The 14,564-nt window shown below is 73.0% G+C and carries 12 protein-coding genes; 8 read left to right on the forward strand and 4 right to left on the reverse strand.

Translation table 11 applies throughout. From position 1 onward, the window contains the following. Positions 1–118: 118 nt before the first annotated feature. The 5 genes from Q0967_RS13050 to Q0967_RS13070 all read left to right on the forward strand — a co-directional run bounded on the left by Q0967_RS13050 (position 119) and on the right by Q0967_RS13070 (position 7,059). Positions 119–2,560, forward strand: a complete 2,442-nt coding sequence (locus tag Q0967_RS13050) for a glycogen/starch/alpha-glucan phosphorylase (protein WP_299450632.1) — start codon at positions 119–121, stop codon at positions 2,558–2,560. Between the two features lie 38 nt (positions 2,561–2,598). After that, complete coding sequence (locus Q0967_RS13055; RefSeq protein WP_299450479.1) at positions 2,599–3,363, forward strand: IclR family transcriptional regulator; 765 nt, start codon at positions 2,599–2,601, stop codon at positions 3,361–3,363. Between the two features lie 124 nt (positions 3,364–3,487). Then, a complete protein-coding gene (locus Q0967_RS13060; RefSeq protein WP_299450482.1) occupies positions 3,488–4,780 on the forward strand; it encodes a NupC/NupG family nucleoside CNT transporter in 1,293 nt (430 codons plus the stop codon). Positions 4,781–4,896: 116 nt separating this feature from the next. Further along, positions 4,897–6,009, forward strand: a complete 1,113-nt coding sequence (gene mraY / locus Q0967_RS13065; RefSeq protein ID WP_298749894.1) for a phospho-N-acetylmuramoyl-pentapeptide-transferase — start codon at positions 4,897–4,899, stop codon at positions 6,007–6,009. A 60-nt stretch (positions 6,010–6,069) separates the two neighbouring features. Next, positions 6,070–7,059 carry an NAD(P)H-quinone oxidoreductase gene (locus tag Q0967_RS13070; RefSeq protein ID WP_298749896.1) on the forward strand — a complete coding sequence of 330 codons (990 nt, stop codon included), beginning with the start codon at positions 6,070–6,072 and terminating at the stop codon, positions 7,057–7,059. 71 nt (positions 7,060–7,130) lie between these two features. Here the strand turns inward: Q0967_RS13070 and Q0967_RS13075 are convergent, their stop codons facing one another. Beyond that, positions 7,131–7,643, reverse strand: coding sequence for an NUDIX hydrolase (locus Q0967_RS13075; protein WP_299450485.1), 513 nt, complete (start codon positions 7,641–7,643; stop codon positions 7,131–7,133). Positions 7,644–7,776: 133 nt separating this feature from the next. Further along, positions 7,777–9,459, reverse strand: coding sequence for an FAD-binding dehydrogenase (locus Q0967_RS13080; RefSeq protein WP_299450487.1), 1,683 nt, complete (start codon positions 9,457–9,459; stop codon positions 7,777–7,779). A gap of 56 nt (positions 9,460–9,515) precedes the next feature. On the opposite strand from Q0967_RS13080, the gene Q0967_RS13085 reads away from it, so the two are divergent. Next, positions 9,516–11,261: a metallophosphoesterase gene (locus Q0967_RS13085; protein ID WP_299450489.1), complete on the forward strand. Its 1,746-nt coding sequence runs from the start codon at positions 9,516–9,518 to the stop codon at positions 11,259–11,261. A gap of 242 nt (positions 11,262–11,503) precedes the next feature. On the opposite strand, the gene thpR is transcribed toward Q0967_RS13085, so the two are convergent. Then, positions 11,504–12,076, reverse strand: a complete 573-nt coding sequence (gene thpR, locus Q0967_RS13090; protein ID WP_299450492.1) for an RNA 2',3'-cyclic phosphodiesterase — start codon at positions 12,074–12,076, stop codon at positions 11,504–11,506. A gap of 47 nt (positions 12,077–12,123) precedes the next feature. Here thpR and Q0967_RS13095 point away from each other — a divergent pair, with 47 nt between their 5' ends. After that, positions 12,124–13,026 carry a thioredoxin domain-containing protein gene (locus Q0967_RS13095; RefSeq protein WP_298749906.1) on the forward strand — a complete coding sequence of 301 codons (903 nt, stop codon included), beginning with the start codon at positions 12,124–12,126 and terminating at the stop codon, positions 13,024–13,026. Here the strand turns inward: Q0967_RS13095 and Q0967_RS13100 are convergent. Continuing rightward, positions 12,986–13,543 carry a DedA family protein gene (locus tag Q0967_RS13100; RefSeq protein WP_298749909.1) on the reverse strand — a complete coding sequence of 186 codons (558 nt, stop codon included), beginning with the start codon at positions 13,541–13,543 and terminating at the stop codon, positions 12,986–12,988. The two genes, Q0967_RS13095 and Q0967_RS13100, sit on opposite strands and share 41 nt — an antisense overlap. Before the next feature lie 76 nt (positions 13,544–13,619). Here Q0967_RS13100 and Q0967_RS13105 point away from each other — a divergent pair, with 76 nt between their 5' ends. Further along, on the forward strand, positions 13,620–14,546 hold the full coding sequence (locus tag Q0967_RS13105; protein ID WP_299450496.1) for a carbamate kinase: 927 nt from the start codon (positions 13,620–13,622) through the stop codon (positions 14,544–14,546). Positions 14,547–14,564: the final 18 nt, after the last annotated feature.

The following is a 14,564-nucleotide window of genomic DNA, read 5'->3' on the forward strand; positions in this document are numbered from 1 at the left end:
CTTACGACTCGTGACCTCCACGCACCCGCAGCCTGTGATCACCGACGAGAGCCCGTCCGCCGACGCCAACCGGCGGGGCCCGAGCTTCGAGGCCACGCACGAGCTCGCGACCGGCCCGGTGACCTCCCCGCCGGCCACCGTCGACGGCTTCGTGCGCGAGTTCCTCGACCAGCTCAACTTCGGTCAGGGCGTCAAGCTGTCGCAGTCGACCATCAACGACCAGTACATGGCGCTGGCGCGGACCGTGCGCTCCTACCTCATGGCCTCGTGGCTGGAGACCGGCCACCGCCGCCGCAAGGAGGAGACCCGGGTCGTCGGCTACCTCTCCGCGGAGTACCTCCTCGGCCGTCAGCTCGGCAACAACCTGCTGGCCAGCGATCTGCAGGACGTCGCCGACCAGGCGATGGAGCGGTGCGGGATCGACATGGCGGCCGTGCGCGGCCAGGAGGTCGAGCCCGGCCTCGGCAACGGGGGCCTCGGGCGCCTCGCCGCGTGCTTCGTCGACTCCCTGGCCACGATGGACGTCGCCTGCATCGGCTACGGCATCCGCTACGAGTACGGCATCTTCCGCCAGACCTTCGTCGACCACCGTCAGGTCGAGGAGCCGGACAGCTGGCTGCGGCTCGGCAGCCCGTGGGAGTTCCCGCACCCCGAGCGCGCCGTGCAGGTCGGCTTCGCCGGGCACACCGAGACGTACACCGACGACCAGGGCCGGGAGCGCACCCGCTGGGCCCCGGCCTGGCAGGTCCGCGGCGTCCCCTACCACTACATGGTGCCCGGCTTCCGCAACGGCGTCGTCAACACCCTGCGCCTGTGGAGCGCCGAGGCCAACCAGGCCTTCGACCTGCAGACCTTCAACCGTGGCGACTACGCGCAGGCCTCCCGCGCCGAGATCTTCGCGGAGAACATCTCCAAGGTGCTCTACCCCGACGACTCCACCCCGCAGGGCAAGGAGCTGCGGCTGCAGCAGCAGTACTTCTTCGTCGCGTGCTCGCTGCGCGACTTCATCGAGAACACCCTGCCCCGCGACTTCGACCTGCACCGGCTGCCCGAGCGGATCATCTTCCAGCTCAACGACACCCACCCGGTCATCGCGGTGCCCGAGCTCATGCGGATCCTCGTCGACGAGAAGGGCATCGACTGGGACGAGGCCTGGGGCATCACCCGGCGGTGCTTCGCCTACACCTGCCACACCCTGCTGCCGGAGGCGCTCGAGGTGTGGCCGGTCGAGCTCCTGGGCCGGCTGCTGCCGCGCCACCTGCAGATCATCTACCGCATCAACGAGGAGTTCCTGCTCGAGGTGCGCGAGGCCTTCCCCGGTGACGAGGGCCGCATCCGCCGGATGTCGATCATCGCCGAGCAGCCGCAGCGGGCCGTGCGCATGGCCTACCTCGCGACCGTGGCCGGCGCCAAGGTGAACGGGGTCGCCGAGCTGCACAGCCAGCTGCTGCGCGACGACGTGCTGCCCGACTTCAACGCCATGTGGCCGGAGAAGTTCACCAACGTCACCAACGGCATCACGCCGCGCCGCTTCCTGCGGCTGGCCAACCGCAAGCTCTCCTCGCTCATCACCGACACCATCGGTGACGGCTGGGTGACCGACCTGGACCGGCTGCGCGAGCTGGAGCCGTATGCCGACGACCCCGAGTTCCGGCAGCGGTTCCGGGACGTCAAGGCCGCCAACAAGGCGCGCCTCGGCGACCTGCTGCGGGTGCGCGACGGCGTCGATCTGCGCCAGGACCACCTGCTCGACGTCATGGTCAAGCGGCTGCACGAGTACAAGCGGCAGACCCTCAAGCTGCTGCACGTCGTCTCGGTCTACGAGGGCGTCCTGTCCGGCCGCACCCCGGTCGAGCAGGTCACCGCGCGCACGGTGCTCTTCGGCGCCAAGGCGGCCCCCGGTTATCACATGGCCAAGGAGATCATCTACCTCATCAACGCCGTCGCCGCGAAGGTCAACACCGACCCGGTGATGGACGGCCGGCTGCAGGTGCTCTTCCCGGCCAACTACAACGTCACCCTCGCCGAGAAGGTCATCCCCGCGGCCGACCTGTCCGAGCAGATCTCGCTGGCCGGCAAGGAGGCCTCGGGCACGGGCAACATGAAGTTCGCGCTCAACGGGGCCCTGACCATCGGCACCCTGGACGGCGCCAACGTCGAGATCCTCGACCTGGTCGGGAAGGATCACTTCTTCCTCTTCGGCATGACCGAGCCGGAGGTGGACGAGCTGCGCCAGCACGGCTACGTCCCCAGCGCCTACTACGACCAGGACCCGGTGCTCAAGGCGACCATCGACCTCATCGGCAGCGGCCACTTCACCGGCGGTGACGCCAGCGCGGTGTCGGCGGTGCTGGACAACCTCCTCAACCACGACCCGTTCATGGCGCTGGCCGGGTTCCAGCCCTACCTCGGCGCCCAGGACCGCGTGGAGCAGGCCTACGCCGACCCCGAGGGGTGGAGCCGCTCGACCATCCTCAACGTCGCCCGGTGCGGGTTCTTCTCCTCCGACCGCTCCATGCGCGACTACCTCGACCGCATCTGGGCGCCCGGGCAGGACTGAGCGCGAGCGGGAACGCGTAGGCGCATACCCTCAGGCTCATGGCCACCGGCAACGCCCCCGCCGCCGGGCACGCCCTGGCCATCCTCACCCTGCTCGCCCGGCACGCGACGCCGGTCGCGGCGGCGACGATCGCCCGCGAGCTGGGGCTGCCCCGGTCCACGACCTACCACCTGCTCACCGTCCTCGTGGAGCAGGGGTATGCCGTGCACCTGCCCGAGGAGCGGCGCTACGGCCTGGGGGTCGCGGCCTACGAGCTGGGCTCGGCCTACACCCGGCAGGCGCCGCTGCAGCGCCTGGCCCGGCCCCGGCTGGCCCGGCTCGCGGACGCGTCGCGGCACAACGCCCACCTCGCGGTGCTGCACGGCCCGGACGTCCTCTACGTCGTCGAGGAGCGGGTCGCCGGCCGGCCCTCGCTCGTCACCGACGTCGGGGTCCGGCTTCCGGCGACCCTCACCGCCAGCGGCCTGGCCATCCTCGCCGCGCTCCCGGAGGCCCAGGCGCGCGCGCTCTTCCCCTCGCGCGAGGCCTTCGTGCAGCGCCACGGCACCGGCCCGCGCTCCCTCGTCGAGCTCCGTCGCGAGCTCGTCGCCACCCGCGCCAGGGGGTATGCCGTCGAGGACGGCCTCGTGACGCCCGGTCTGGCATCCGTCGCCTCGGCGGTGCGGGACCACTCCGGCCACCCCGTGGCCGGAGTCGCCGTCACCTACCCGGCCGACGACGACGTGGACGTCACCGGCCTCGTCCGGCAGGTGCGGTCCTGCGCTCGGGAGCTGTCCGACCGCCTGGGTCACCGCACGCCCTGACGGTCCCTGCGCCGCAGCGCTGCCGTGCCCCGGCGCGGCGCCCGGCCCCTCCGCGTCGTCCCGGCCCCACCCGGCGCGATACGGTCGCCGCACACCTGCGACGACGCATACCGGGAGGTCCAGCATGGATGTGCTCTGGGGCATCGGCGGCATGGCAGCACTCATCGGGCTGGCCCTGCTGCTCTCGACGAACCGACGGGCGGTGCGATGGCGCACCGTGCTGGCGGCGCTGACCATCCAGGTCGTCTTCGGCGTCCTCGTCCTCTACTGGTCCTGGGGCCAGCGGGCCCTCGAGCAGGTGTCGCTGGGCGTGCAGGCGATCATCAACTCCGCCAACGCCGGCATCGAGTTCCTCTTCGGGCCGGTGCTGCCGCAGGGCGAGGACGCCGGCTCGGTCTTCGCCTTCCAGGTGCTTCCGGTCATCATCTTCTTCGCCTCGCTCACCGCGGTGCTCTACCACTTCAAGATCCTGCAGTTCGTCGTCGAGCGCCTCGGTTCGGCGCTCGGCTGGGCGCTCGGCACCCGCAAGGCGGAGTCGGTCAACGCGGCGGCCAACATCTTCGTCGGCCAGACCGAGGCGCCGCTGGTCATCCGCCCCTACCTGGGCGGTCTGACGAAGTCCGGTCTCTTCGCGGTCATGGTGGGCGGCCTGTCGACCGTGGCCGGGTCGGTGCTCGTCGGCTACTCCCTCCTCGGCGCCCCGCTGGAGTACCTCATCGCCGCCTCCTTCATGGCGGCGCCCGGTGCCCTGCTCATGGCCAAGCTCGTGCTGCCGGAGGAGGTCGACGACGTGCCGCCGGACGAGAAGGCCGACGAGGACGCGACGACGGCCGGCGACGAGGACGACGCGGGCACGGCGGCGGCCGAGGTGGACGACGACGACGAGCTGGAGGGAACGGAGTACCGCAACGTCATCGACGCCGCCGCCTCGGGCGCCGCGGACGGGCTCAAGCTCGCGCTCAACATCGGCGCGATGCTGCTGGCCTTCATCTCCCTCATCGCGCTGGTCAACCTGCTCATCGGCGCGGTCGGCGGGTGGTTCGGTGCGCCCGACCTCACCTTCGAGCAGATCCTCGGCTACGTCTTCGCCCCGCTCATGACCGTCATCGGGGTCCCCTGGAGCGAGGCGACGAGCGCCGGCAGCTTCGTCGGCCAGAAGGTCGTCGTCAACGAGTTCGTGGCCTTCTCCAACTTCGCGCCGGTCATCGACGAGTTCAGCCCGAAGACCGCGGCGATCGTCACCTTCGCGCTCACCGGCTTCGCCAACCTCGGCTCGCTCGGCATCCTGCTCGGCGGCCTGGGCGGCCTCATCAAGGACCGTCGTCACGAGATCGCCCAGCTGGGCATCCGGGCCATCCTCGCGGCCACCCTGGCCAACCTCATGAGCGCGGCGATCGCCGGCATCCTCATCGGCTAGCGGCCGCGGCGCGCCTGGCGAGCTCCCGGGGCGAGCGGTCACCGCGGGTCTAGAGTGGTCCGGCTGGGTCGCCCACGGCCCGACCGGGCCGGCGGGAGCGGGCAGGAAGGGACTCGATGGTCAACGTCATGCTCGCCGGCGGGCTCGCGATGCTGCTCGCGCTGCTGTGCACGCCGCTGTTCATCCGCTTCCTCGTCCGGCGCAGCTACGGCCAGTTCATCCGGGACGACCTCACCCACCACCACGTCAAGCGGGGCAAGCCCACGATGGGTGGGGCGGTCATCATCGGGGCGGCCCTCGTGGGCTACTTCGGCTCGCACGGCGCCGTCCTGCTCCTCGACCTCACGGGGCTGCTGGACGTCACCGCCACCCCCATCTCGGTCAACGCGCTGCTCGTGCTCTTCCTGCTCACCGGGCTGGGTGTCATCGGCTTCTTCGACGACTACACCAAGATCCGCAAGGAGCGCAGCCTCGGGCTCACCTCGGGCCAGAAGCTCGTCGGCCAGACGCTCGTGACGGTCGTCTTCGCCCTGGCCGCGCTGCTCGTCGAGGACGAGGAGGGCCGCTCCCCGGCCTCGACCGCCATCTCCTTCGTCCGCGACACCCCGCTCGACCTCGCCTTCGCCGGCCCGGTCGTCGGGCTCCTCCTCTTCCTCCTGTGGTCCAACCTGCTCATCACCGGCGCGTCCAACGGGGTCAACATCACCGACGGCCTCGACGGGCTCGCCACCGGGGCGTGCACGATGGTCTTCGGCGCCTACGTCGTCATCGCCATGTGGCAGCACAACCAGGCCTGCGGCATCGAGCCCGGGTCCAACTGCTACTCCATCAGCAACGCGCTGGACCTGGCGGTGGTCGCCGCCGCGATCTCCGGGGCCTGCGCCGGCTTCCTGTGGTGGAACGCCTCCCCCGCCGCCATCATCATGGGCGACACCGGCTCACTCTCCCTGGGCGCGGCCCTGGCCGGTATGGCGATCCTCACCCACACCCAGCTGCTCCTCGTGGTCCTGGGCGGGCTGTTCGTCATCATCACGGCCTCGGTCATCATCCAGGTCATCAGCTTCAAGACGACCGGCCGACGCGTCTTCCGCATGGCCCCGCTGCACCACCACTTCGAGCTGCTGGGGTGGGCCGAGATCACCATCGTCATCCGCTTCTGGATCGTCGCCGGCATCTGCGTCGCCGCCGGGCTGGGGCTGTTCTACGCCGAGTGGGTCGTCACCCTCTGAGCCGCGACGTCACGCGCGGCCCGTCCGACGGCGCCCCGCACCGCCCGTTACGTTGGGGCCATGCGAGCGATCACCATCCCCGAGCCCGGTGAGGCCGACGCCCTGGTCCCCGCCGACGTGCCCACCCCGACGGCCGGAGAGGGCGAGGTGCTCGTCGACGTCGTCGCCGCCGGCGTCAACCGCGCGGACGTCATGCAACGCAAGGGCGCCTACCCGCCCCCGCCCGGTGCCTCCGAGCTTCCCGGCCTCGAGGTCAGCGGGCGCATCAGCGCCCTCGGCGAGGGCACCGAGGACGCCGGGTGGTCGGTCGGCGACGAGGTGTGCGCCCTGCTCGCCGGCGGAGGGTATGCCGAGACGGTCGCCGTCCCGGTCGGTCAGCTGCTCCCCGTGCCCGACGGCATACCTCTGGAGGACGCCGCCGCACTGCCCGAGGTGGCGTGCACGGTGTGGAGCAACCTGGTCATGGAGGCCGGGCTGCGCGAGGGCGAGACCGTGCTGCTGCACGGCGGCTCGAGCGGCATCGGGACGATGGCCATCCAGGTCGCCAAGGCCCTCGGCGCCCACGTGGCGGTCACCGCCGGGTCGGCGGACAAGCTGGCGGCCTGCCGGGAGCTCGGTGCCGACGTGCTCGTCAACTACCGCGAGCAGGACTTCGTCGAGGAGGTCAGGGCCGCGACCGACGGCCGAGGTGCCGACGTGATCCTCGACGTGGTCGGCGCGAAGTACCTCCCCGACAACGTCCGTGCCCTCGCCCGCGACGGCCGGCTCGTCGTCATCGGCCTGCTCGGTGGCCGCACGGGCGAGCTCGACCTGGGGGCGCTCCTGGCCAAGCGCGGCCGGGTCCAGGCGACCTCGCTGCGCTCCCGGTCGCCCGAGGGGAAGGCCGAGATCGTCGCGGCCGTGCGCGAGCACGTGTGGCCCTGGGTCGCGCAGGGGCGCGTGCGCCCGCTCGTCCAGTCGCGCCACCCGCTGGAGGAGGCCGCCGCCGCTCACCGCGAGATGGAGGCCAGCCAGCACATCGGCAAGATCCTCCTCACCGTCGCGGGCTGAGGGCCGGGGAGACTCGAGCGGGCCGGGCATACCGGCCCTGACCTGGGCACAGGCCGGCAGCCCATCCGGGCCTACCCCTGGGCGTCGAGCAGCCGCCCCGGCCGGGCCGGGACCCCGGCCTGCTCCAGGGCGGCGAGGATGCCCCGGGTGTCCCGGTCGGCCGCACCCAGCTCCCCGCGGCGGGTCCAGCGGGCCTTGCGGGCCTCGGTCGCCAGGTCGAGGTCCGGGCGCTGGTCGAGGAGGACCCGGAAGACGACGTCCACCCCTTGCTCGACGGCGTCGACGCGCACGGTCACCGGGTCGCCGGGGTCGATGTCGAGCCCGACCTCCTCGGCCACCTCCCGCCGCACCGCGTCCGCCGGCTCCTCGCCCCGACCGAGCAGCCCGCCCGGCAGGCTCCACCCCCTGCGGTGCGGCTGCCACAGCACGAGGATCTCTCCGTCGTGCTCGATGACGCACACCGCGCCGACGGTGTAGCTGGGCGCGACCGTGCGCACGACCAGGCGCTTGAGCGGCCCGGGCGTGACGCGGAAGCCGACCAGCGCGGCCGTGCTCGCCTTCCGGCGCAGCGTCGAGAGGTCCATCCCGTCAGCCAACCACACCGCCCCCGACCTGCCGTTCTGGACATAGGTTCCTGGGGAGCGGGCCCCAGAAAGCCATGTCCAGAACTTCCGGAGTCAGCGGGTCCCAGGACCGACCTCCAGGACGGTCAGCGGACTAGCGGGTCGCGTCGGCAGCCGCCCGCCCGGCGGCCCGGCCGGTGAACAGGCAGCCGCCGAGGAAGGTCCCCTCCAACGACCGGTAGCCGTGCACCCCACCACCGCCGAACCCCGCGACCTCGCCGGCGGCATACAGCCCCGGGACCGGCGACCCGTCGTCGTCCAGGGCCCGGGAGGACAGGTCGGTCTGCACCCCGCCGAGGGTCTTGCGGGTGAGGACGCGCAGCCGGACGGCGACGAGCGGGCCGTGCCGCGGGTCGAGGAAGCGGTGCGGCGGCGCCGTGCGGATGAGCCGGTCACCCAGGGAGCGCCGCGCGGCGCGCACCAGCGCGGTCTGCACGTCCTTGCCGTAGCCGTTGGCCAGCTCCCGGTCCCGCGCCTCCACCAGCCCGCGCACCTGCGCGGCGTCCACCAGCTCAGCCCCGGTGAGCGCGTTCATCCTGGCCACCAGCTCCTCCACGGTGTCCGCCTCCACGACGTCCGCGCCGTGGTCCACGAAGGCCTGCACGGGCGCGGGCACGTCGGTCGTGACCCGTCCCAGCACCTGCCGCACGGACCGGCCGGTGAGGTCCGGGTTCTGCTCGGAGCCGGAGAGCGCGTACTCCTTGCCGAGCACGGTCCGGCTCGCCACGAACCAGCTGTGGTCGTGCTCGGGCACGGTCCGCCGCAGGTGCGCCAGGGTGCCGAGGGTGTCGAACCCCGGGAGGTATGGCGCGGGGAGCCGCCGCCCGGTCGCGTCCAGCCAGAGGCTGCTGGGTCCGGGCAGGATGCGGATCCCGTGCCCGGGCCAGACCGGCGAGTGGTTGGCCAGGCCCTCGACGTAGTGCCACATCCGGTCACGGTTGACCAGGCGGGCGCCGACCGACTCCAGCGGGTCGAGCATCGAGCCGTCGACGTGGGCGGGCACCCCGGTGACGACCTCGCGCGGCGGCGGGCCGAGCCGCTCGGGCCAGAAGCGGCGGACCAGCTCGTGGTTGGCCCCGATGCCGCCGCTGGTGACGACGACGGCCCCCGCCTCGATCTGCACCTCGCCCACGACGGTGCGGGAGGACGGCATACCCCGGTCCACCGGGTCGTCGGCGAGGACGTGGCAGCGCACCCCGGTGACCGACCCGCCGCTCGTCACGAGCCCGGTGACCCGGTGGCGGCCGCGCAGCTGCACGAGCCCGGCGGCCACCCCGTCGCGGACCGCCCGCTCGAACGGCTCGACGAGCCCGGGCCCGGTGCCCCAGGTGAGGTGGAAGCGCGGCACCGAGTTGCCGTGCCCGCTGGCCGTGCCGTCGCCGCGCTCGGCCCACCCGACCACGGGGAAGAGGCGCACGCCGCGCTCCCGCAGCCAGGCCCGCTTCTCCCCGGCGGCCCAGTCGACGTAGGCGCGGGCCCAGCGGCGGCCCCAGTCGTCCTCCCCCGTCCGGCCCGCCTCCCCGTCGCGGTCCCACCCCGCGCTGCCGCACCAGTCCTGCCACGCGAGGTCCACCGAGTCGTGGATGCGCATCCGCCGCTGCTCCGGGCTGTCCACGAGGAAGAGCCCGCCGAAGCTCCACCAGGCCTGGCCGCCCAGGTGCTCGGTGCGCTCCTGGTCCACCAGCGCGACCTGCCGGCCGGCGGCGACCAGCTCGGCGGTCGCGACCAGACCGGCGAGCCCCGCACCCACGACGACGACGTCCACGTGCTCGCTCATGGCCAGGGACGTTACCGCGCGCCAGGCCCGGTCGACCGCTCGCTAGGCTGCGGCCGATGGGCATCCGGCAGAGCTCCGCGGCAGCGGTCCCGTGGCTCCGGCGCATCGGCGTCGTGGCCATGCTGCTCGTCGTCGCCTGGACCGGCGGGGTGGCGGCCACCCAGCTGTGGCCGGTGCACACGCAGACCCGCTACTTCGCGGCGGACATCTCGATCCAGCCGCGGCTCGACTCGACGCTGCTGCTGCCGACGGTCGTCGGCGACATGGAGGTGTCCTTCGACCGCAGGGTGCTGCCCGCGCCGGGCCTGGAGGCGCGCGTCCAGGTGCGCGAGGAGGTCACCGACCTGCTGCGCCGCGGCCAGCTGCGCACCGCCGACCTGGAGCCGACCCCGGAGGAGCTGCGCGCGGCCATCGACGACGGCGTCGCCGAGCTGGCGTGGAAGTTCGCCGCCGGCGCCCTGGTCACGACGGCCCTGGTCATGCTCGCGTATGCCGCCGCGCGGCCTGCGCACGTGGCCCGCGGCCTGGTCGCCTCGGCCGTCGCAACGGTGCTGGCGATGCTCGTGCCGGGGACGGCGGCATACCTGACCTATCGGACCGACCGGGTCTCCGAGTTCCGCACCACCAGCCTGCTGTCGCTCGTCGAGCAGAACACCGACATCCTCGCCGGGCTGGACCGTAAGGCCGACCAGGGCGCGGTCTACGTGACCAACCTGCTGGCGCTGTCCTCGGCGATGCGCGAGGAGTTCAGCCCGGACGCGGTCCAGACGGAGCCGTCCGCCCGGTTCCTGCTCGTGAGCGACATCCATGGGCTCAACCAGTACCCCCTCATGCGCGAGATCGTGCAGACGCAGGACATCGACGCCGTCATCGACGCCGGCGACATCGTCAACTTCGGGCGGCAGGACGAGGGCGACCTCACCGACATCTACGACGGCATCGAGAGCCTCGGGGTGCCCTACATCTTCGTCCGCGGCAACCACGACGGCGCCTTCGCGGGGGACGAGAGCGTGCTGAGGCGGCTGGCGCAGGTCCCCAACGTGCTGCTCGTCGAGCCGACCGAGGGCGAGCTGCAGCAGATCAGCGTCAACGGCGTGACCATCACCGGGTTCAACGACAGCCGCTACTTCAACCAGCGCAGCGACGACTACGGCGCCGACCAGGCCGCGCTCGCGGAGCGCTTCCGCGAGGCGACCGCCGGGCTGGACCCGAGCGACATCGTGCTCACCCACCAGCCCTACGCCGCCGAGCGGGTGACCGCGGGCGCCGTGACGATCAACGGGCACATGCACATCCCCGGCCTCACCGGGCAGCACCTGCAGGTCGGGTCGTTCACCGGCGGCGGGTTGGTCAACCAGTTCCGGCTGCCGCCGCTCACCGAGCGGGCCCAGGAGGCGGCGGAGGAGGACCCGGAGACCGCGGGCGAGCTCCAGGCCCACGCCTACAGCTTCGACATCCTCACCTTCGGCGAGGACTGCGCGATCAGCAGCCTCACCCGCTACAGCTACCGCAACCTCGTGTCCGGCCGCCCGCAGTTCGACGACGTCAGCCTCATCAACGGCCGCACCATCCAGCCGCAGGTGCCGCAGGACCGGTCGTGCTCGGCCGGCCAGGGGGTCGAGGTGCAGGCGGTGGAGCAGCTCGTCGACGACGCCGAGGCGGACCCGACGCAGGTCGAGGTCCCCCCGCCGGACGACGCGGTCGTCACCACGCTGCCGCCGCTGGAGCTGCCGGAGATCGACGACGAGACAGGGGGCGGAGCCGGCGCGGGCGACCGGTCCGGCGCGACCCAGCAGCCCTGAGCCTCGGGACGGCCGCGAGGACGCTCACACCGCGCCATACCTGAGCCTCGGGACGGCCGTACGCGAGAGGCCCCGAGCACGCTTGTGCATCTCGTCGTGCAGGATCTCGTGTCACACGCGTCGCTCGAGCGACGCATGTGTCACCAGAGTCTGCACAAGCGTGCTCTGGGTCGGGCTCCGGTACGTTGCCTAAAGTCCGGATAGCGGGCGGTGGCAGGGCACCATCGGGCGGTGGCGGGCGGTCAGGCGAGGGACCAGGTGTGGCGGACGGCATACCTCGGGGTGCCGCCGGGGCCCTGGCCGAGCTCGGAGCGCACGAGACACACCTCCTCCGCCCGCCACGACGAGGTATGCAGCGTGTCCAGCGCCTGCACCAGATGACCGGCGGGCCGCGGTCGGCCGACGGAGCGGGCCAGGGTGACGTGGGCGCGGAACCGGGTGCCGTCCACGCGCGCTCCGGACCGGCTGGCGAGCGCCCGGAGCGCGTGCGCCCAGGCGGCGAGCGAGCCCTCGGCCGGCTCGACGACGTCGGCCCACAGGACCCGGGCGGCACCGGGGTCGGGGAAGGCGCCAGCCCTGTGGAGCGCGAGCCGCAACGGGTGGTTCCGCTCCGCCCAGGCCGCCCCCGCCTCGACGAGCTCCTCCTCGCGCCACTCCTCCAGCTCAGGCAGGAACGCCAGGGTCAGGTGGCGCTGCTCGCTGCGGGTCCAGCGCCAGTCCCCGCGGGGGGCCAGCGCGTCCTGCCGGGGCTCCAGGAAGCGGTCGAGCTCCTCGGTGACCGCGTCCGGCGGCAGCAGGGCGATGAAGGCGCGCACCGCACCATCCTGGCAGCAGCGTCGGGCCGGTGTGCGACGCTGGCCCCGTGAGCACGCCGACCTCGCCCCAGCCCCGGACCGACCGCACCGTCGTCGCGGTGGCCTGGGCCGTCGCCGCGGTGGTCGTCGCCCTGGTGGCGGCCTTCATCGCCTGGCTGGCCCTGGGCGAGCGCGGCGAGCAGCAGGCGGTCGCACCGTCGCAGACGGCCGGCAGCGAGGCCGAGGCCGCTCCGGCCCCCGAGGGGGACGGTGCGGACGAGGGCGGTGCGGACGAGGGCGACGGTGAGAGCGCGCCGCGGGGTTCCTCGACCCCCGACGGCGGCTCCGCGGCCGAGCCGCCGGCCGACCCGGGGGCGGCGCAGCAGACCCCTCCCCCGGAGGTCGCGCAGATGATGCTGGACCTGCAGCGCCGGGACCCCGAGGACCCGATGGCCGTGGGTGAGGTGGACGCACCGGTGGTCATGATCGAGTACGCCGACTACCGCTGCCCCTACTGCGCGCGGTTCCACCTCGAGATCCGGCCCGAGCTGATGCCGCTGGTCGAGGACGGCACGCTGCGCATCGAGTTCCGCGACTTCGTCATCTTCGACGAGACCTCGCAGCTCGCCGCCGTGGCCGGCCGCGCCGCCGCGGAGCAGGACCGGCTGGAGGAGTTCCAGAGCGCCGTCTTCGCGCTGTCCACGGACGGCCACGGGGAGTACGGGCAGGAGGAGATCCTGGAGATCGCCGAGGAGGTGGGGGTCCCCGACCTGGAGCAGTTCGAGGCCGACCTCACCGACGCCGAGCTCACCGCCGCGGTCGAGGCCGACAGCGCCGAGGCCCGGGCCATCGGCGTCTCCTCCACCCCCACCTTCCTCATCAACACCCAGGTGCTGCAGGGCGCCTACCCCGCGGACCGGATGCTGGAGATCATCGAGGAGCAGAGGCAGGACGCGACCGAGCAGTCGTGACCTCGTCGGCGGCGCTCCTGCCGCGGCGACGGCGCACGGCATACCACCGGTGCCCGAGCGCGACCAGCAGGGTGAGGGCGACCGCGAGCCCGGCGGCGAGCCACGGCCCGCCCGCGAGCAGTGCCTCGAAAGCGAGCGCCCAGATGGCGAAGCCGACGGTCGCGTAGATCGCGGCCCAGGCCAGGGCGCCCACCGACTGCGCGAGGGTGAAGCGCCACCACCGCATCCGCAGCACCCCCGCCGAGGCGAGCACCACCGTCTGCAGCCCGACGGTGAGGTAGCACAGGGGCACCGCGCCGATGCCGCAGCGCTCCACCGCCCCGCGTCCGCGGTCGACGGCGTCGCTCGAGAGCCAGCGGTGGACGGCGGCGCGCCAGCCCGACGTGGGACGGGTGTGCCGCAGCGTCTGCTCGGTGACGCTGCGCGCGATCCAGTAGGTGACCTGGCCACGCAGCATGGCCACGCCCCACAGGAAGGCGAGGGCGAGGCCGAGCGGGAAGGACTGCCAGGCGTCCACGACACCATGATCCCATGCGACGGCGCGCCCGCGCGGCGCGGCCGGTCGCCGACGGGCCGCACGGCATACTCCGGCCATGAGGATCGTCGTCGCCCTCGGGGGCAACGCGCTGCTGCAGCGCGGCCAGGTGCCCGACGCCGCGGCGCAGGTCGCCAACATCCGCCGCGCCATGCGGGCCCTCGCCCCGCTCACCGACGACCACCAGGTCGTCATCACGCACGGCAACGGGCCGCAGGTCGGCATCCTCGCGATGGAGAGCGCGGACGACGCGCGGCTGAGCCAGCCCTACCCCTTCGACGCCCTGGGGGCGATGACGCAGGGGCTCATCGGCTACTGGATCCTGCAGGCGATCGGCAACGAGCGGCCCTACCGCCAGTTCGCGGCCGTGCTCAACCAGACCCTCGTCGACGCCGAGGACCCGGCCTTCGCGGACCCGACGAAGTTCGTGGGCGAGGTCTACGACGAGGCGACCGCCCGCGAGCTCGCCGACCGGCACGGGTGGCAGGTCAGGGCCGACGGCGAGCACTGGCGCCGCGTCGTGCCCTCGCCGCGCCCGCGCGAGATCATCGAGACCCGGCTCATCGACCACCTGCTCGACGAGTCCGTCATCGTCGTCTGCGCCGGCGGCGGCGGCGTGCCGGTCGTCCGCACGGGCAGCGGCGACCTGCAGGGCGTCGAGGCGGTCATCGACAAGGACCTGTCGGCAGCGCTGCTCGCGCACAGGCTCGGCGCCGACCGACTCCTCGTGCTCACCGACGTGCCGGCCGTCATGGAAGGGTACGGCACGGACCGGCAGCGCGAGATCCGGCGCACGACGCCGGAGGAGCTCAGGTCCCTGGACCTGCCGGCCGGGTCGATGGGCCCCAAGGTCGAGGCGGTATGCCGGTTCGTCGAGGTCGCGGGATCAGCGCGGCCCAGGGTGGCGGCCGCGATCGGGAGCCTGGACGAGGTCGCCGCGCTGGTGGACGGCTCGGCCGGGACCTACGTGACCGCCGAGGGCTGACGCAGCCGACCGGTCGGC

Source organism: uncultured Serinicoccus sp. (genome assembly GCF_947500995.1).
In the GTDB taxonomy this organism is placed as follows: Bacteria; Actinomycetota; Actinomycetes; order Actinomycetales; family Dermatophilaceae; genus Ornithinicoccus.

Bases quoted from the DNA above. Each gene is read 5' to 3' on its own strand.
- Q0967_RS13055 (WP_299450479.1), top strand. From the start codon at position 2,599: ATGGCCACCGGCAACGCCCCCGCCGCCGGGCACGCCCTGGCCATCCTC.
- Q0967_RS13060 (WP_299450482.1), top strand. From the start codon at position 3,488: ATGGATGTGCTCTGGGGCATCGGCGGCATGGCAGCACTCATCGGGCTG.
- mraY (WP_298749894.1), top strand. From the start codon at position 4,897: ATGGTCAACGTCATGCTCGCCGGCGGGCTCGCGATGCTGCTCGCGCTG.
- Q0967_RS13070 (WP_298749896.1), top strand. From the start codon at position 6,070: ATGCGAGCGATCACCATCCCCGAGCCCGGTGAGGCCGACGCCCTGGTC.
- Q0967_RS13075 (WP_299450485.1), bottom strand. From the start codon at position 7,643: ATGGACCTCTCGACGCTGCGCCGGAAGGCGAGCACGGCCGCGCTGGTC.
- Q0967_RS13080 (WP_299450487.1), bottom strand. From the start codon at position 9,459: ATGAGCGAGCACGTGGACGTCGTCGTCGTGGGTGCGGGGCTCGCCGGT.
- Q0967_RS13085 (WP_299450489.1), top strand. From the start codon at position 9,516: ATGGGCATCCGGCAGAGCTCCGCGGCAGCGGTCCCGTGGCTCCGGCGC.
- Q0967_RS13105 (WP_299450496.1), top strand. From the start codon at position 13,620: ATGAGGATCGTCGTCGCCCTCGGGGGCAACGCGCTGCTGCAGCGCGGC.